The organism is Sphingobium mellinum, from assembly GCF_037860795.1.
GTDB lineage: Bacteria > Pseudomonadota > Alphaproteobacteria > Sphingomonadales > Sphingomonadaceae > Sphingobium > Sphingobium mellinum.
The window spans coordinates 1-17,523 of the sequence record NZ_JBANRK010000009.1 but is presented as its reverse complement, the minus strand read 5'-3'; the positions used below and the strand labels follow the sequence as shown (position 1 = coordinate 17,523).

At 63.1% G+C, this 17,523-nt stretch carries 17 protein-coding genes; 10 read left to right on the top strand and 7 right to left on the bottom strand.

Translation table 11 applies throughout. The features are described 5' to 3' along the window. The first annotated feature begins 147 nt into the window (after positions 1-147). From AAC640_RS11270 to AAC640_RS11260, 3 genes are read left to right on the top strand one after another with little or no spacing between them, the layout of a single operon-like run. Complete coding sequence (locus AAC640_RS11270) at positions 148-1,485, top strand: pilus assembly protein TadG-related protein (protein WP_340266294.1); 1,338 nt, start codon at positions 148-150, stop codon at positions 1,483-1,485. A gap of 51 nt (positions 1,486-1,536) precedes the next feature. Then, the gene (locus tag AAC640_RS11265) at positions 1,537-2,019 is read left to right on the top strand and encodes a TadE family protein (RefSeq protein ID WP_340266292.1); all 483 of its coding nucleotides are present in this window, start codon (positions 1,537-1,539) and stop codon (positions 2,017-2,019) included. Between the two features lie 26 nt (positions 2,020-2,045). Next, positions 2,046-2,399: a TadE/TadG family type IV pilus assembly protein gene (locus tag AAC640_RS11260; RefSeq protein WP_340266290.1), complete on the top strand. Its 354-nt coding sequence runs from the start codon at positions 2,046-2,048 to the stop codon at positions 2,397-2,399. Between the two features lie 248 nt (positions 2,400-2,647). Here the strand turns inward: AAC640_RS11260 and gyrB are convergent, their stop codons facing one another. After that, positions 2,648-5,155 (bottom strand): DNA topoisomerase (ATP-hydrolyzing) subunit B, encoded by a 2,508-nt coding sequence (gyrB, locus tag AAC640_RS11255; protein ID WP_340266288.1) that lies wholly within the window; start codon positions 5,153-5,155, stop codon positions 2,648-2,650. A gap of 87 nt (positions 5,156-5,242) precedes the next feature. Between gyrB and AAC640_RS11250 the strand changes: the two genes are divergently transcribed. Next, complete coding sequence (locus tag AAC640_RS11250) at positions 5,243-5,734, top strand: hypothetical protein (RefSeq protein WP_340266469.1); 492 nt, start codon at positions 5,243-5,245, stop codon at positions 5,732-5,734. Positions 5,735-5,871: 137 nt separating this feature from the next. Beyond that, positions 5,872-7,335 (top strand): MocR-like transcription factor YczR, encoded by a 1,464-nt coding sequence (gene yczR, locus AAC640_RS11245; protein WP_340266286.1) that lies wholly within the window; start codon positions 5,872-5,874, stop codon positions 7,333-7,335. A 108-nt stretch (positions 7,336-7,443) separates the two neighbouring features. Here yczR and ppa read toward each other — a convergent pair whose 3' ends face one another. After that, the gene (ppa, locus tag AAC640_RS11240; protein ID WP_340266284.1) at positions 7,444-7,986 is read right to left on the bottom strand and encodes an inorganic diphosphatase; all 543 of its coding nucleotides are present in this window, start codon (positions 7,984-7,986) and stop codon (positions 7,444-7,446) included. Between the two features lie 42 nt (positions 7,987-8,028). Further along, complete coding sequence (locus tag AAC640_RS11235) at positions 8,029-9,948, bottom strand: M61 family metallopeptidase (protein WP_340266283.1); 1,920 nt, start codon at positions 9,946-9,948, stop codon at positions 8,029-8,031. Between the two features lie 153 nt (positions 9,949-10,101). Between AAC640_RS11235 and hisS the strand changes: the two genes are divergently transcribed. From hisS to AAC640_RS11215, 4 genes are all read left to right on the top strand, one after another. Continuing rightward, positions 10,102-11,364: a histidine--tRNA ligase gene (gene hisS, locus AAC640_RS11230; RefSeq protein ID WP_340266281.1), complete on the top strand. Its 1,263-nt coding sequence runs from the start codon at positions 10,102-10,104 to the stop codon at positions 11,362-11,364. Further along, positions 11,364-12,455 (top strand): peptide chain release factor 1, encoded by a 1,092-nt coding sequence (gene prfA, locus AAC640_RS11225; protein ID WP_422794988.1) that lies wholly within the window; start codon positions 11,364-11,366, stop codon positions 12,453-12,455. Before hisS ends, prfA begins: the two co-directional genes overlap by 1 nt. After that, the gene (prmC, locus tag AAC640_RS11220) at positions 12,415-13,314 is read left to right on the top strand and encodes a peptide chain release factor N(5)-glutamine methyltransferase (RefSeq protein ID WP_422794987.1); all 900 of its coding nucleotides are present in this window, start codon (positions 12,415-12,417) and stop codon (positions 13,312-13,314) included. Before prfA ends, prmC begins: the two co-directional genes overlap by 41 nt. Positions 13,315-13,631: 317 nt before the next feature. Further along, positions 13,632-14,435 carry a DUF4167 domain-containing protein gene (locus tag AAC640_RS11215; RefSeq protein ID WP_340266279.1) on the top strand — a complete coding sequence of 268 codons (804 nt, stop codon included), beginning with the start codon at positions 13,632-13,634 and terminating at the stop codon, positions 14,433-14,435. A 106-nt stretch (positions 14,436-14,541) separates the two neighbouring features. Here the strand turns inward: AAC640_RS11215 and AAC640_RS11210 are convergent, their stop codons facing one another. Both AAC640_RS11210 and AAC640_RS11205 read right to left on the bottom strand, forming a co-directional pair. Further along, positions 14,542-14,913: an acyl-CoA thioesterase gene (locus AAC640_RS11210; RefSeq protein WP_340266277.1), complete on the bottom strand. Its 372-nt coding sequence runs from the start codon at positions 14,911-14,913 to the stop codon at positions 14,542-14,544. Continuing rightward, positions 14,903-15,205, bottom strand: a complete 303-nt coding sequence (locus tag AAC640_RS11205; protein WP_340266275.1) for a hypothetical protein — start codon at positions 15,203-15,205, stop codon at positions 14,903-14,905. The genes AAC640_RS11210 and AAC640_RS11205 overlap by 11 nt, the downstream gene beginning before the upstream one ends. Before the next feature lie 75 nt (positions 15,206-15,280). On the opposite strand from AAC640_RS11205, the gene AAC640_RS11200 reads away from it, so the two are divergent. Beyond that, positions 15,281-15,709: a CBS domain-containing protein gene (locus tag AAC640_RS11200; protein ID WP_340266273.1), complete on the top strand. Its 429-nt coding sequence runs from the start codon at positions 15,281-15,283 to the stop codon at positions 15,707-15,709. A gap of 4 nt (positions 15,710-15,713) precedes the next feature. On the opposite strand, the gene AAC640_RS11195 is transcribed toward AAC640_RS11200, so the two are convergent. Both AAC640_RS11195 and AAC640_RS11190 read right to left on the bottom strand, forming a co-directional pair. Continuing rightward, positions 15,714-17,201, bottom strand: coding sequence for a lipopolysaccharide biosynthesis protein (locus AAC640_RS11195; RefSeq protein WP_340266271.1), 1,488 nt, complete (start codon positions 17,199-17,201; stop codon positions 15,714-15,716). Continuing rightward, a partial coding sequence (locus tag AAC640_RS11190) for a hypothetical protein (protein ID WP_340266269.1) occupies positions 17,198-17,523 on the bottom strand: 326 nt, incomplete at its 5' end. The genes AAC640_RS11195 and AAC640_RS11190, both read right to left, overlap by 4 nt.

The following is a 17,523-nucleotide window of genomic DNA, read 5'->3' as shown; positions in this document are numbered from 1 at the left end:
AGATCATCCTCACCCCCTCTTCACCCTTTCTTAATATGTCGAACGATATATATCGATCTGAGGCGTGCTTTCATGGTCTGTTAACCTTGTTATTTAAGGAAAATATTAGGCAATCGGCAATAGAATTCCTGGCGAAGGGGATTCGAGATGTTGGCTGCTGCTCTCGGCCGATTGCTGCATAGAGTTAGCCTGACAAGGCTAAGGCAAGACCGGCGCGGCAACGTCCTGGTCATAGTTGGCTTAGCTATGCCGGCTATTCTGGGTGTGATGGGGCTCGCTATCGAGGGGGCGGGCTGGTACCAGGTGCAGCATTCCATGCAGAACGCTGCCGATGCTGCAGCCGTAGCCGCTGCCACCAATGGCACTGCGACCTATCAGACGGAAGCCAATGCCGTCACGACCCAATATGGCTATCAGAGCGGCGTGTCGAATGTGACTGTTGTATCGACAAATGCAGCAGCTTGCCCCGCCGGCGGTAGCAATTGTTATAAGGTGACGATCACCAAGTCCGTGCCTTTGTTCATCGCGGGTGCGGTGGGCTTCAGGGGTAATACGACACTCGGATCGGCTCGTGCGGTCAGCATAACGGCCTCCGCCATTGCAACGCAGGATACGGCGCCACGAAACTATTGTGTTCTGGCGCTGGCCAGTTCGGGGAACGCAGTATCGTTCCAGACTAATGGCGCGCCCAAGGCGGATCTTACCGGATGCAGTATCATGTCCAACACGGGCATGGACTGCAACGGACATAATCTGGGCGCGACCTATGGTGACGCACATGGCGTCAACAATGGCTGCGGTCTGACGCAGAGTTCAAATGTCCCCGCCGTTTCCGACCCCTATGCCTATCTGGCTTCTTCGATTCCGGCCAACACCTGCTCCAGCTATCCTCAGGAGCCGACGAAGAAGAGCGGAACTCCGCTACCGAGCAGTAATCTGCTCAGCGGGAGCTATGCTTGGACCGGAACGCAGACTTTCTGCGGCGATGTCCAGTTGACCGGCAACGTCACCCTTACCGGCAATCAAACGGTGGTCGTCATCCGAAACGGCCAGCTCGACACCAACGGCTATACTTTCAAGACCGCCAGTGGCGCCGCCGCGACGGTGATTTTCTCCGGCTCTAACGGCAGCTATACTCATGCGCCGACCGGAGGTGGAACGATCGATATTGCGGCACCCACGTCCGGAACATGGTCGGGAGTGGCGCTTTATCAAGATCCCGCTCTTACGACCGGCGTCGATATTTCGGCGGCTGGCAACAGTCCGACCTGGAATATCACCGGCCTTACCTATCTTCCGAATTCTTCTGTGACATTCAGCGGCGCGGTGAACAAATCGAGCAACGGCGCATCCTGTTTCGTGATCGTGGTCGATTCCATATTGATCAATGGCACGGGCAGCATCCTGGACTATGGCAACTGCGCTGCCGCTGGTTTGACGATGCCATCCAATCCCATGCCGGTCCGTGGGCGCCTGGTGAGCTGAAGCATGGCGATATTGAAACAACTTGACCGGTTACGACATGACGATCGCGGCTTGGCCGGGATCGAAATGGCGATCGGCCTTGTCGTCTTGACCATGATAGCCCTTAACGGCGTTGAACTGGCGCAATGGTTCTATGCTCGAATGGAGGTCGCCAGTGCGGCGCAAATGGCCACCCAAAATGCCTGGAAAGCCTGTGATACAAAGCATCTGCCTGCGACGACGAATTGTTCGGGGCTGAATACGGCGATTGCGAACAGCCTCGCAGCGACAAAGTTGGGGGGATCGATCCAACTCGCGACTGGCTCTCCGACAGAGAATTATTATTGCGTGAATTCAAGCGGGCAACTAACCGCCGTGGGTTCGCTGTCTTCCAAGCCGGCGGACTGTTCATCGGTCGGCGATAGCACACATTCGCCCGGCGATTATATCACGGTCGCCGTAACGATGAACTACGCGCCGATCTTTTCGGGCATCACGGTCGGCCGCTATCTTCCCGCCACAATCACATCCAGCAACATGATGAGGTTGCAATGAAAACGACGAGGTGCGTCAGATGCCTGATGGATCAGTCGGGGAGCAGTGTGCTGGAGTTCGCACTGGTCGCGCCTGCCCTGTTTCTATTGATCATCGGCGGCATATATCTGTCCCTGCTGGGCTATACGGTTGCAAGTCTTCACTACGCAACACAGGTGGCAGCCCGCTGCGCCTCGCTGGATGCTACTAATTGTGGAACCGCAACCGGTGTTTCCACGTTCGCGCAGCAGAAATTCTCAAACTTTTCCGGCGGCACCGCGACATTCAACCTGACGACACCTGCTTGCGGCTATAATGTCGCCAGCAGCCTCAATTATAATATGAATATCGGTGTGAAAACCATAACAATTCCGATCAATTCACAGTCTTGTTTCCCTTGAATTTTGTCGCAGAAAAGTGTCGTCATTAGGGACCATCAGTCGATTGGCGGCGTCTATAGCGGCCTTACCATCTGCTATGACAACCGCGCGGCGGCGAGCGCCAATTCTGCCAGATCGACAGCAACTCCAGTTGTCAGGGCGATCACAAATGCGTGAGTTCCGCCCCGCATCCAGAGGACTGGCCGCTGGCTTCTGCCCGGTCGATAAGGTGAAGCGGCTAAAAAATAGCCGCCTCAATCCCTGAAAGGTCACACGTCCAGATTGGCGACGTTCAGCGCATTGTCCTGAATGAACTCGCGTCGCGGTTCGACGACATCGCCCATCAGGCGGGTGAAGATTTCGTCGGCCACGTCCGCCTGCTCGACCTCGACCCGCAGCATCGAACGGTTGTCCGGGTCCAGCGTGGTTTCCCACAGCTGTTCCGCGTTCATCTCGCCCAGCCCCTTATAGCGCTGGATGGACAGACCCTTGCGGCCAGCGGTCAGGATCGCTTCCAGCAATTCGCTGGGCCGCGTGACCAGGGTCGATCCCTTGGTCGCGGCGGGCAGGTCGTCGCCGATCGCGTCCTCGGCCGCCTGCGCGGCCTTGGCGGTGACCAGCCGGCTGACGGTCCGGTAGCTGTCCGCTTCCTCCGCCGCGATGGCGTGCAGCTTGCGCGCCTCGGCCGATCCGATGAAGCCATGCTCGATCATGTGATGGTCGGTGACGCCGCGCCACCGCCGCTCGAAATGGAACCCGCCTTCCTCGGCGATTCGACCGTTCCAGCGGCCTTCCTCGTCCTGGGCGTCCATCCATGTGACGGTGGCGGTGAGCCGTTCGGCCTGCGCGTCCTGGCTGAGTTCGGGGTCGAGCGCACCGTTGATGCTCAGCGCTTCGATGATTGCGGGATTGTAGCGGCGCGGCACGTAGCGCATCACCGCGCGCATCCGCCGGCTATGTTCGATCAGCGAACGAAGGTCGTCGCCCGATCGCATGCCGCCGGTGGTTTCCAGCGCCATGGTGTCGACGCCATTATCGACCAGATATTGCTCCAGCGCAGCCTCGTTCTTCAGATAGACTTCGGACCGACCGCGCGTCGCCTTGTAGAGCGGCGGCTGGGCGATATAGAGATGCCCCGCCTCGATGATCTGCGGCATCTGGCGATAGAAGAAGGTCAAGAGCAGCGTGCGGATATGCGCGCCGTCGACATCGGCGTCGGTCATGATGACGATCTTGTGGTAGCGCAGCTTTTCCAGGTTGAAATCGTCGCGAATCCCGGTGCCCATCGCCTGGATGAGCGTGCCGACTTCCTTGGACGAAAGCATCTTGTCAAACCTGGCGCGCTCGACGTTCAGAATCTTGCCCTTGAGCGGCAGGATCGCCTGATTGTGACGGTTGCGGCCCTGCTTGGCGGAGCCGCCGGCTGAATCGCCCTCGACCAGGAACAGTTCGGACTTGGCGGGGTCCCGCTCCTGACAATCGGCGAGCTTGCCGGGCAGGCTGGCAATGTCCAGCACGCCCTTGCGCCGGGTCAGTTCGCGCGCCTTCTTCGCCGCTTCGCGCGCGGCGGCGGCGTCGATCACCTTCTGCACGATCATGCGGCCATGCTGGGGATTCTCCTCCAGCCATTCCGCCATCTTGTCGGCCATCAGGCTTTCGAGCGGCTGGCGTACTTCCGAAGAGACGAGCTTGTCCTTGGTCTGCGACGAGAATTTGGGGTCGGGCAGCTTGACCGAAACGATGGCGGTCAGGCCCTCGCGCATATCCTCGCCGGTCAGCGACACCTTCTCCTTCTTGAGCATCCCCGACTTGTCGGCATAATTGTTGAGCGTGCGGGTCAGCGCCGCGCGGAAGGCGGCGAGGTGGGTGCCGCCGTCCCGCTGCGGGATGTTATTGGTGAAGCAGAGGACATTCTCATAATAGGAATCGTTCCACTCCAGCGCGACGTCGATCGTCACATCGTCGCGGCTGCCCGAAATCGCGATCGGATCCGGCATCAGCGGCTGCTTGTTGCGATCGAGATATTTCACGAAGGCCGCGATGCCGCCTTCATAGAATAGCTCGATCTCCTTCTTTTCCTCATGCCGCGCATCGACCAGGAACAGCCGCACGCCGGAATTGAGGAAGGCGAGCTCGCGATAGCGATGCTCCAGCTTTTCGAAGTCGAACTCGGTATGGTTCTTGAAGGTGCCGCCGTCGCCGGGGACCTTTTCGGTCGAGGGGAGGAAGGTGACGCGCGTGCCCTTCTTGCCCGCGGGCGCATCGCCGATGACCTTGAGCGGTGCCACCGCATCGCCATAGGCAAAGCGCATATAATGCTCCTTGCCGTCCCGCCAGATGTTGAGGTCCAGATATTCGGACAGGGCGTTCACCACGGAAACGCCCACGCCATGCAGGCCGCCTGACACCTTATAGGCATTGTCGTCGGACGTATTCTCGAACTTTCCGCCCGCATGCAGCTGGGTCATGATGACCTCGGCCGCCGACACGCCTTCTTCCTTGTGGATGCCGGTCGGGATGCCGCGTCCATTATCTTCCACGCTGACCGAACCGTCGGGGTTCAGCGTGATGACGATCCGATCGCAATGACCGGCCAGCGCTTCGTCGATCGCATTGTCCGACACCTCGAACACCATATGGTGCAGGCCGGAACCGTCGTCGGTATCGCCGATATACATGCCAGGCCGCTTGCGCACCGCGTCCAGGCCCTTGAGGACCTTGATGCTGTCGGCGCCATAGCTGTTGCTGTTGGGGGTATTCTGACTTTCCTCGCTCATGGCGAGCATATAGGGAAAAGACCCGCGAAACTAAAGCGAAACATGGCGGCTTCCGCTGGCGTCTGGCAGGGGCTATCACCCTGTCGCATGCGCGCTGTCCTCGCCCTTTTTCTGCTCCTGAGCGCCTGCTCCGACAGCAGCGACGTGCTGGAACAATTGCCCAACAGCTCCATCGCCGGCGCGGCGCGCGAGGAGGTTCCCGAAACGCGGCTGGAAGCCGGGCTGACCCGGCCGGTGACGATCGGGGAGGACGGCCCCAGGCTCGACGCCTGCGGGACGATGGGGCAGGTCTCCCGCCCGGGTGCCAAGGGCCTCGCCCTGCGCACCGCGCCCTTCGCCCAGGCGCGTGAGACAGCGCGGCTTGCCGAGGGACAGCGTGTCCATGTCTGTACCCGCAGCCTGGACCAGAAATGGCTTGGCGTGGTGGTGCCGACGCACAGGGAGGACGGCGCCGTCAGCGCAGCCACAACTGCGACCGACTGTGGCGTCACGGATCCTGTCGATCGCAAACGGCCTTATGACGGACCCTGCCCAAGTGGCTGGGTTTCAAGCGCGTCGATCCGGCTGATCGCCGGCTGATACAGGAAAGCGGCTGCGGGGCATCTGCGAAGCAGCCGCATCGGCCAAGGCGGCCTCTTGCCGAAAATTGGCCTTTCCCAAACGTGCGGCCATTCGGTAATTGGCCTGATCGTTCTTGAGAATGGAAGCGATCGGTCATGTCCACTTCAGTTCTTCGGTCGCCGTCCCTGCTACGCCTGCTGGGTGCCTGGCGCGCCGAGGACAGCCCGGAGCCCGCCTACCGGCAGCTCGCCCAAGCGCTGAGGATGCTGGTGCTCGACGGACGCATCGGCGTTGACGTCCGCCTGCCCGGCGAGCGCGAACTGGCCTCCGCCCTTGGCCTCAGCCGCACGACCGTCGCCGCGGCCTTCGATCGGCTGCGAGACGAAGGCTATCTCGAAAGCCGTCAGGGATCGGGCAGCGTCACGCGTTTGCCGCCCCGGCCGATCGAGCAGGATGCGCTGGCGATCGATGCGCTGCCCGGCGGCAATGTCCTCAATTGGACCCATGCGGCGCTGCCCGCAGCGCCGGGTGTAGCGCGCGCGTTCGAAACAGCGGTAAAGGCCTTGCCGGCCTTCCTGGGCGAACTGGGCTATGATCCGCTGGGCCTACCGCCGCTGCGGCGCGCGGTCGCCGCGCAGTTCGAGCGGCGCGGCTGCCCAACAAGCGCGGACCAGATCATCATCACCAACGGCGCGCAGCAGGGCTTTGCGCTGCTGCTTCATTGGCTGGCCGGGCCCGGCGACCGGGCGGTGATCGACCATCCCACCTACCATAATGTCATTCAAGCGTTGCAGCGCGCCCATGTCGTGCCCGTGCCTGTCGGCCTGCCCGCCCAGGGTTGGGACATCGATGCAATGGACGCGGCCTTTCGCCAGACCAGCCCGCGCTTTGCCTATGTCATCGCCGATTTCCACAATCCGACCGGCCGCAGCATGGACCCCGCCACCCGTCGCGCCCTGGTCGCAGCCGGCGCGCGCAGTCACACGCCGCTGATCATCGACGAAACAATGATGGCGATGGGGCTCGACCACGTCGCCGCGCCGCCGGTCGCCATCCACGATCCATCGGGACGGCAGGTCATTACCCTGGGGTCGGCCAGCAAGATCTTTTGGGGTGGCCTGCGCGTCGGCTGGATTCGCGCCGACCCGCAGACGATCGCCGCGCTCGGACGCCTGCGGACGACGATGGATATGGCGAGTCCCGTGGTCGAACAGTTGGCCGCCGCGCAACTGATCGAAAGCGGCGAGGGGCTGGGCGCTCGTGCGGATATGTTGCGCGCGCGCCGCGATCATCTGATCGGCATGATCGACCGGCATCTGCCGCACTGGAGGGTCGAATCGCCTGCGGGCGGGCTATCCCTCTGGGCCGAATTGCCGCGCGCCGAAGCTACCGCGCTGGCGGCACTGGCGGAAAGCCATGGCGTCCGCGTGGCGCCCGGGCCGCGCTTCGGCGTCAGCGGCGCCTTCGAACGCTTCTTGCGCCTGCCCTTCACCCTGCCCGAAGAACAGCTCACCGTTGGCGTCGAGCGGCTGGCCGAGGCCGACGCGCGGCTTCATGCGCGCTTGCCCCGAATGCGCGATTCGCCGGCAGCCGCGCTGGAAGCGGACCGGCTGATCTGAGGGCGCGATAAAATGACGGGTCGGGTGAAAGGGGAACATTGCCCCGAAGCCAAAAAAGGCCGCGCGGGACGTGCCGTGCGGCCTTTTCCACCTCATGAAGGCCAGGTCTTACGCCGCCTTCTTGTCGGCCTGATATCGCGCGATCGCTTCCAGCGTGATGCGACGCGCATCTTCCGCGCCGCCCCAGGTGCCTATCCGCACCCACTTCTGCTTCTCCAGGTCCTTATAGTGGGTAAAGAAATGTTCGATCTGCTCCATCACGATGCCGGGCAGGTCGTCCTTTTCATCCACGTCGCTGTAATAGGGGAAGGTCTTGTTGTCGGGAACGCAGACGAGCTTTTCGTCGCCACCCGCTTCATCTTCCAGATTGAGGACTGCGATCGGGCGCGCGCGCACGACGGAACCCGGCACGAAGGGCGACCGGGCGATCACCAGCGCGTCCAGCGGATCGCCGTCGGGTGACAGGGTGTGCGGCACGAACCCGTAATTGGCCGGATAGCGCATCGGCGTGTGCAGGATGCGGTCCACGAACAGTGCACCCGAAGCCTTGTCGAACTCATATTTCACGGGCTCGCCGCCCACGGGAACCTCGATGATGACGTTCAGGCTGTTGGGCGGATCGTCGCCGACCGGGATCAGTTCGATATTCATGGGACTAAAGCCTTCAAAATACGCGTTGGCATTCCGGGTGATTCATGTTGTCGGTTTGAGCAGCCGGTCGAGGCTGCCTTCACCCTCTCCTGTTTTTTCGAGGCGCGGATAGCGCAGCCCGCCCGAATATGCGAGCGTCAAAGTGCGATAATATTTGTCCTGGCGGACGATCAGCTGCATCGGCTTGGCCGACTTCAGCGCCGCCTTGAAGACATCGCCCGAAAATTCGTCGCCGTTGATCGCGACGATCTTCACACCCGTCGCCAGACCCGCCTTGAAAGCCGCGCTGTTCCACACGACGCTGGAAATGTCGCCGTCATTCTTGACGACGAGGCCGACGCCGAAACTCTGGTCGACATATTTGCCCGATCCTTCCGCCGCCTTGGTGTAGGCGCCGGGCGCATCGCCATAGACCAGCCGGTAGCCGCCCAGCGTGAAGCCGCCCTTGGGCGTTTCCGTGCTGGTGCTGTCGACATGGGTGCGAAAGAAACCCGCCCAGTCATAAGGCGCGACCTGGTTCAGCGTCCGGACGACGTCGTCGCGATTATAGACGACCTCCCCCCAGTCGCCCGGATTGATCCCGAAAAACGCCTTGGCGAAATCATCCAGGCCCCTGGCGCCCCTGGTCTGCTTGCGGATGATGGCGTCCGCTTCCAGCCAGATCATCAGCCCTTCATTATAATAGTCCTCGGACCGCTGCCAGCTCGACCAGCCCTTGGGCCGGCGGGCAGAGATGATCGGGTCGTGCGTTGTGTCCTCCATCGGCCGCCATTCGCGTCCCCGCGTCGTGTCCAGCTTGGCGGCGATATGGGCATAGGCGTCCAGCGTCTCCTGCTTGGTGAACAGTCCCGACCGCGCCCCCAGCACATAGCCCCAGAATTGCGTCTGCCCTTCATAGACCCACAGCAGATTGTCCTGCATCGGCACGTTGAAATCGGGGGTCCACAGCAGATCGGGACGGCGGAACTTGCCGTCCCAGCTATGGGTGAACTCGTGCGGCAGGAGGTTGCGGTCAAGCAGCGCCTCGCCCTTGTCCCAGCTCTTGAAATAGCCCGGTTCCACCTGATTCTCGGAACTGCGGTGATGCTCAAGCCCGATGCCGCCCATTTCGTCGGTGATGGCAAACAGGAAGTCATAATGGTTGAAATGGTAGGTGCCGAACAGCGCGCCCGCTTCATCGACCAATTTCTTGTGCCTGGCGATCTGATCGGGCTTTGCGTCCAGTTCGTCGGCATCGTCCGCCACCATGTTCAGCGTCACGTTGTGGCCGAGATCCACTGCCTTGAAATACCGGCCCGCAAATACCGGCGAATCCTGCAGCGCCTCATAGTCGATCGTTTCATAGGCGACCGTTGATCCTGTCCGCGTTCCTCTCAGCGCTGTCGCCGCCTGCCAGCCGTCGGGATAGGTGACGGTCGCTTGAATCGGGATCTGCCGGGCATAATAGCCAGCAGGGTAGAGGGACACCGCCTCCCACTGGATGTTTAGCATTTTGGGCGTCACGACGACGCGGCCCTGGTTGGACTGGGTGGCGGACAGGAACTGGAACTGCGCCACGACCTCCCTCGTGCCCTGCGGCACGTCGATCACGAAGGCGAAGACATTGAGGGGATCGCGTTTCCAGGGGATCGGCTTGCCGTTGGCGGTGAAGGCAAGGCCATCTACCTTCTCGACCTGCCCGCGCGGTGCATGATTGCCGGGCAGCCACTCTGGCAGCAGCAGCGTCATCGGGCCGCTGGTGGCGACGGGAATGGTCTCCTTGACGCGAAAGATGCGTTGCACCGTGTCGCTTGCGTCGACCTCCAGGCGGATTGTCCCGCCCGGATAGGGGATGTCGCGGGGGGCAGGGCTGGCGTCATTGACCGGCTGGGCGGTGGGCTTTGACCTTACGGCATCCTGGGCGATCGTCGGACCGCACAGTGCGGTCGCAAACAGGAATGCGGCGGCCAGGCTACGGATCATGAACGTCTCCGGAAAAAGATGCGGCTGTAATGCTTTAAGAAGCCAGCATGACGAGCGCCAATCGCCGCGTCCACCCCCCAAGAAGAGCTGCGACATTCTGTGACAAAAAAGCGCGTTTCCTTGGCGCTTTTTTGCCGCTAAAGGCGCATCCCCATGGCGAAAATCGAAACGCCGCGCCCGGTGCGCGGCACGCAGGACATGCTGGGGGGCACAGCGGAAGCGTTCCAGGAGCGTTTCGCGCATGTGGTCGCGACCTTCGACCGGGTGCGCGGGCTTTACGGCTTCCATCGGGTGGAGGTTCCCGTGTTCGAAGCGACGGCGGTGTTCGCCCGTTCGCTCGGCGAAAGCACCGATGTCGTTTCGAAGGAAATGTACACATTCGAGGATCGCGGGGGTGACAGCATCACGCTGCGGCCCGAATTCACCGCAGGCATCGCGCGTGCCTACGTCACCGAGGGCTGGCAGCAATATGCGCCGCTGAAAGTCGCGACCCACGGACCGCTTTTCCGTTACGAGCGCCCGCAAAAGGGCCGCTTCCGCCAGTTCCATCAGCTTGACGCGGAAATCATCGGCGCGGGCGAGCCGGGCGCGGATGTCGAACTGCTGGTCTTCGCCGACCAGCTGCTGCGTGAACTGGGCGTGTCCGACGGGGTGACGCTGAACCTCAACACGCTGGGCGACGCACAGAGCCGCGAAGCGTGGCGGGCGGCGCTGATCGCGCATTTCGAGGCACATCGCGACCAGCTGTCGGAAGAAAGCCTCGACCGCCTGCACCGCAATCCGCTCCGCATCCTCGATAGCAAGGATCCGCGCGATCGCCCGGTCGCAGATAGCGCGCCGGACATCGACGCATATTTGACCGACGAGGCCGGCAGCTTCTTCGACAAGGTGACCTCGGGCCTCGACGCGGCGGGCGTCGCGTGGGAGCGCAACGCGCGACTGGTTCGCGGTCTCGATTATTATCGCCACACCGCCTTCGAGTTCATCACCAATCGGCTTGGCGCGCAGGGCACGGTCCTGGGCGGCGGACGTTATGACGGGCTGATCGAAAATCTCGGCGGCCCTTCGACGCCGGCGGTCGGCTGGGCGGCGGGGATCGAGCGGCTGGCGATGCTTGTCGACAGGCCCGAAGCTGCTGCGCCCGCCGTGGCCGTCATCCCGATGGGTGACGCTGCCGAAGTCCGTGCCACCGGCATCGTCGCCGACCTGCGCCGCGCAGGTATCGCCTGCGACATGGGGTATCGCGGCAATATGAAGAAACGGATGCAACGCGCCAATGCATCGGGCGCCGCCTGGGCCGTCATCATCGGCGATGATGAACTGGCCCGTGGCGAAGCGGCCCTGCGCGACCTTGCTACCGGAGAGCAGCAGGCCGTTCCTCTGTCCACTCTGGTCGAGAAGCTCACGGCGCTCTGATGCATATCTCCGCCGAACGCATTGCGCAGATCGAGGCGCGCCGGGACGAAGTGCAGGCGTCCATGACGCGCGCCGACCTTCCGCCCGAAGAGTTCGTGCGGCTGTCCAAGGAATATGCAGAGATCGAGCCGGTCGCCCGCGCCGCGCACGAAGTGCGCCGCCTGCGCCAGGAATTGGGCGCGCTGGAATATATGGCGGGCGGCGAAGATGCGGATGCCGATCCCTTGATGCGCGAAATGGCGCAGGAGGAAATGCAACTGATCAAGGCGCAGCTGCCAGCCGCCGAACGCGCGCTCGCGCTCCAGCTGCTGCCTCGGGATGCCGCGGATGCGCGCCCCGCCATGCTGGAAATCCGCGCAGGCACCGGCGGCGATGAAGCGGCCCTGTTCGCCGGCGATCTCTTCCGCATGTATCAGCGCTATGCCGACGCGCAGGGTTGGAAGATGGACCTCATCTCCGCCAACGCGTCGGAAATCGGCGGCTACAAGGAAGTCGTCGCCAGCATCACCGGCACCGGCGTCTTCGCCAAGCTGAAGTTCGAAAGCGGGGTTCATCGCGTCCAGCGCGTGCCTGCCACCGAGAGCGGCGGGCGCATCCATACCTCTGCCGCGACCGTGGCCGTGCTGCCCGAGCCCGAGGAAGTCGACGTCCAGATCGCCGACAGCGACCTCAAGATTGACATCTACCGGGCGTCGGGCGCGGGCGGGCAGCACGTCAACACGACCGATTCCGCCGTGCGCATCACCCATTTGCCCTCCGGCATCGTCGTCACCCAGCAGGATGAACGCTCGCAGCACAAGAACAAGGCCAAGGCGATGCAGGTGCTGCGCGCACGCCTCTATGAGGCCGAACGCGAACGCACGCAGAGCGAACAGGCCGGCGCGCGCAAGGCAATGGTCGGATCGGGCGACCGCTCCGAACGGATCCGCACCTATAATTTCCCCCAGGGTCGCGTCACCGATCACCGCATCAATCTGACGCTGCATCGATTGCCAGAAATATTGGAAGGGCCGGGCCTGGCCGAAGTCATCGATGCGCTTGTGACAGAGGATGAAGCCGCTCGGCTCGCGCAACTGGACGGCCTCGCGTGACCGTACCGACCGGATTGTCGCGGTGACAAATCCGGGGCTGTCCCAAAGCCTCCACTCCGCCGCGTCTCGCCTCGCCACGGTCAGCGCGACGCCGCGCCTCGACGCTGAACTGCTGCTCGCCCATGCGCTCGGCCTCTCTCGCGCCGACCTGCTGCTGCGTCAGCGCGACCTCGCCGTCCCGCCTGACTTCGAAGCCCTGCTATCGCGCCGGCTTTCCGGCGAGCCGATCGCCTATATCACCGGCGTTCGCGACTTCTGGACGATCAGCCTGCATGTCACGCCCGCTGTGCTGATCCCCCGCCCGGACAGTGAGACGCTGATGGAGGCGGCGGTCGATTATTTCAAGGACCGCGCGCCGGCGCGCATCCTCGACCTTGGGACCGGATCGGGCGCCCTGTTGCTCGCCGCGCTCGACCAATGGCCTGACGCGACCGGCATGGGCATAGACATTGCCCCCGACGCGCTTTCGGTCGCACAAGCCAATGCGGCCCGTCTCGGGCTGGCATCCCGCAGCGAGTGGCGGCTCGGCGACTGGGCCGAAGGCGTGGAGGGACCGTTTGATCTCCTCCTCATCAACCCGCCCTATATCGCGCGGGATGCGCCATTGTCCGGCGACGTGCTGCACGAACCGGAGGGCGCGCTGTTCGCGGGGGCGCAGGGGCTGGACGACTATCGCCGCATTGCGCCTCTGCTGCCGCGCCTGCTCGCACCAGGCGGGCTGGCGGCTATCGAGATCGGCTATGACCAGCGGGAAAGCGTTTCGGCTCTGCTTGGCGATCAAGGACTTAGCGTCGAGGTGCGCCGCGACCTGGGCGGCCATGACCGCTGCCTGCTCGCGACTCGCGCAACCCGCCGGTGACTGGAGCGTCATATTGCATGGCGCAAAGCGAAAATTGCTTGGTTTATGGCTTTAAAGCCACTACATGGAGTTCAGGGACGGCACTATGCTGAGGATCTGCCCCGTGGGGGCCGCGACTGGAAAGGCCGTTTTCCCGCTCCTTCAAAGTCACGATGGCGCTGCAGCGCAGGCGCCACTGGCAGCGTAAAGGGCATGGGCTGTCGTGCAGCCCTTGTCCGGCGGAGCCCTACCCGGCCTGATGAGCGGGCCGTGCTTTAGGATGGCGACTGGACAGTGTTTTCAGTGAATGATGGCAAAGTGAACGCAAGGATCAGCTCTTGATCAACAACAGGCAGGCCGGTCGCCGGAATCGCGGTCGGAATAATAACGGACGCCCCAATGGCGGTAACCGGGGTGGCGGCGATAACGGCAATCGGATTGACAACCGCGCCCGTGGCAACGCAGCCCAGCTTCTTGAAAAATACAAGAATATGGCGCGTGACGCGCAGATGGCGGGGGACCGGGTGAATGCGGAATATTTTCTGCAATTCGCCGATCATTATTTCCGCGTCCTTGCCGACAATCGTGCCCGGCAGGAGGAGCAGCAGCAGCGCTTCCGTCCGCGCGACGAGAATTTCGAGGATGAGGGCGAAGATTTCGACACGGCGGATTTCGCTGGCGAATATCATCGCATCGAACAGCCGCAGGCCGAGCGTGGCCAGGACGAGGATCGCCGCCGCGAGCAGCGTTCCGAGCAGCGGGATCAGCGCGACGATCGTGAAGGTCGCGGCCGCCGCGACCGCGGTCGTCGCGATCGCCCTGCTTTCGGCGAAGCGGCCGATCAACCGCGCAGCGAATATACAGGATCCGACGAGCCTGTGCGGCAGCGCGCTCAGGAGGCTGAGTCCGTAACACCCCCGGTCGCCAATGTCCGGTCCGACGGCGAGGCGGATGCACCGCGTCCGCGCCGTGGTCGCCCGCGCAAGGCGGAGGCCGCAAAGTCCGAAGGCGCCGAAGGTCTGGACCTTGCCGTCCTGCCGCCGTCGATCGGGCGGGCCGACAATGACAGCGAGCCAGCTGCCGAGCCAGCGCCCCGCAAGCGCGTGCGCCGCGCCCGTCCGGCTGCCGAAGCGGCCGAATGAAGCGATCGCCTCCGCGATAGTGGTGGGGCGGTTACATGATCTTGGAAAGGGGGGGAGCCGTTAGGCTGCTCCCCTTTTTCGTGGCTTGGGCCGCTGCCTTGCCGGTCTACAGGGGTCTTGGCCGCTGATCCTCGTCCAGCGCTACAAAGGTGAAGAGGCCGCTGGTGAGTTCGACCTCCCGCTGTTCCGCACCGCGCGTCGCCACCACCTCAACCCGGATGGCGATGGAGGTTCGCCCCCGTCGCTCCTCGCGCGCATAGACCGATACGATGTCGCCCACCAGCATGGGCGCGATGAATGTCATGCTTTCGATCGCCACGGTGGCCACGCGTCCCTGGGCCACGCGTCCGGCGACTATGCCGCCGCCAATGTCCATCTGAGACAGGATCCAGCCGCCGAAGATATGACCGTTGCTGTTGATCTCGCTGAGCCGCGGCACCACGCGCAACACGACTTCGCCTCTGTCTTCAATCGTCAAGGGATACCTCGTCTTTCAGCGGGTCGATGACCTGTTCGTCATGGCCGGTGCCATGCGACAGGAAGGCGAGCGCCATCAGCCCCGTCCCTAGCATGAAGGTCAGCCAGACGCCCAGGATCGTCGCCACGATCATGTGGAACGGCATCGGTCCGTCCATGTAAAGCCGCAGGAACAATAGCGCGATCCCGACGCAGGCCGCGCCGCCAAGCGCCATCCAGGCCATCATCCGGCGAAACCGTGCCCATGCGGTCGCCGCGATGTGCGGGTCATCCAGGGCTTGCTTGTCGCTCATCCCTTTTCTTTGGGGTGCGAAAGTGGGATCATCAAGGGACCGCATGATAATGTTTGTTCGACAAGGAGACGGGCCATGACGATCACAGCGATTTTGCAAGGCAAGGGCCGCGAAGTCTCACAGGTCAGGTCGGGCGACACCGTCCATTCGGTCGTCCGCCTGCTTTCCGAAAAGCGGATCGGCTGCGTACCCGTGGTCGACGATGGCAAGGTCGCCGGCATCTTTTCCGAACGTGACCTCGTCCATCTCATTGCGCGAGAGGGGGCGGCAGTGCTCGAACGGCCGGTGGGCGATGTGATGACCGCACCGGCGATCACCACAGACGACAAGACGCCGGTCATCCATTGCCTGTCGCTGATGACCAAGAAGCGGGTGCGTCACCTGCCAGTCGTGGTGGACGGCGCGCTGATGGGGATCGTGTCGATAGGCGATCTCGTCAAGTTCCGCATCGACAGCATCGAATCGGAAGCGGCGGCGCTGCGCGACTATATCCAGTCGGCCTGACGCGTCACGCGGACGCGGAAGAGGGCGCCATTCGTCGCACTATCAGATCGATCGCCTCTTCCACTGTCCCCCGCGCGCACAGCATCAGCGCGGCCAGAAAGGCAAGAGCGCCGGTCGGCACGAGGATGGCGAGGCGCAACGGCGGCGCGAGCGGCGGCAGCATCGAATCGACCGCCGCGACTGTCGCTGCCATCAGCACAGAGCATCCCAGTCCCGGCGCCGCCGCGCGAATCAGGTCGGTGATCCGCAACCCCATCGGCCCGCCGGCGAGTCGCGCGGTCACCGCCGTCAATATGGGGAACGCGCCCAACCATGCCCAGGCAAGGCCGGTCGGCCCGAACTGCACCCCGATCAGGAAAGCCGCCGGCATCAGCATAGCCCCTACGCCCGCGATTCGCGCGGTGGTGCCGGGACGCCCCAGCGCGTTGCTGACTGGAGCGAACATCACCTGCAGCGTCATGAACGGCATGGCCAATGCGAGAATCGACACGAACGGTGCCATCGCCCGCCACTTCTGCCCGAACAGCGTCTGCACCAGCGGCTCGGCGGTCACCGCCATGCCCAGATAGACCGGGCAGGAAATCAGCAGCAGCAGTCGCACGGCCTTCAGGAAGGACCAGGCAATTCGCGACGGGTCCTGCTGCATGCGGGCATAGGCGGGGAAGGCGACATCGTTGAGCGGCGGGATGAATTTCGACACGAAGATCTGCGTCAGGAACAGCGCTTCGGCATAGAGGCCGAGCTGGTGCGGGTCGAGCACGCGCCCGCCGATGAAGATGTCCGCCTGGCTCTGCACGATCCAGAACAGCTGCCCGCCCAGCAGCGAAGCGCCATAGGTGACCATCGCGCCCGTGCCGCGCAGGTCAAAGCTTGGTACTGGGCGGAAGCCCGTCGCCAGCAGATAGCCGACGGCCTTCACCCAGAAGCCCGCCATGGGCGCGAACACCAACGTCCACACGCCCCAGCCCGAAAGCGCGCCGGTCAGCGCGATTCCCGCCGAAGCGGCTGCTGCGATCAGGTTCACGACGGCGGGCCGCCTGAAATCCAGTGCGCGGCCCATGATGGCTTCGGGAATCGAGATGAAGGGCGTCGACAGATAGAGCAGCGCCTGCACGCGTAGCAGGTCCGCGACCAGCGGCTGGTTATAATAACCCGCGGCAAGCGGCGCTATCAGCAGCTGCAGCAGCGCCAGGGCGCCGTTCAGCAGCAGCATGATGCCGAACGCCTGGCGCAGCCGGTGGGTCGTGAGCGTTTCCGATTGGACGAGCGCGCTCACCAGCCCGTAGCCATTCAGGAATGTCGCGAAATTCAGGATCACCTGAGTCATGGCGAACAGCCCGTAATCGGCGGGATCAAGCAGGCGGATGACGGCCAGTGTCACCACCCAGCTGATCATCTGCGACACGATCTGGCTGCCCGAACGCCAGAACAGCGCGCGTCTGATCCGCGCGCCAAAGCCCGCGTCGTTGGCGTCGGCATCCTGCAAGCTCATCTACGCTTATATCCTTTGCGGCCAATCGGCTGTCGCTCCGCCTCTAGCGGGGAACCTTCCAAAAAATTGTGAAATAAAACTGCAAAAAGTGTTTGACGGTTCGGAAGCCCCTCCATATATGCCGCCTCACCGGACGGAACGACGCCAATACGGCGCTGAAACGGACGGTCGCCAACATAGACGGACACCAAGTCCCCCGGAACGCAAGGGTCGGGGATCATAGGTTGTCCGGTTTTAAGTTGTCTGGCTCTTTGACATTGTTGATTGATGAAGGGACATGTGGGCGGCGGCTCCGGGTTCTGGCGGATTTTAGGCGTCGGAT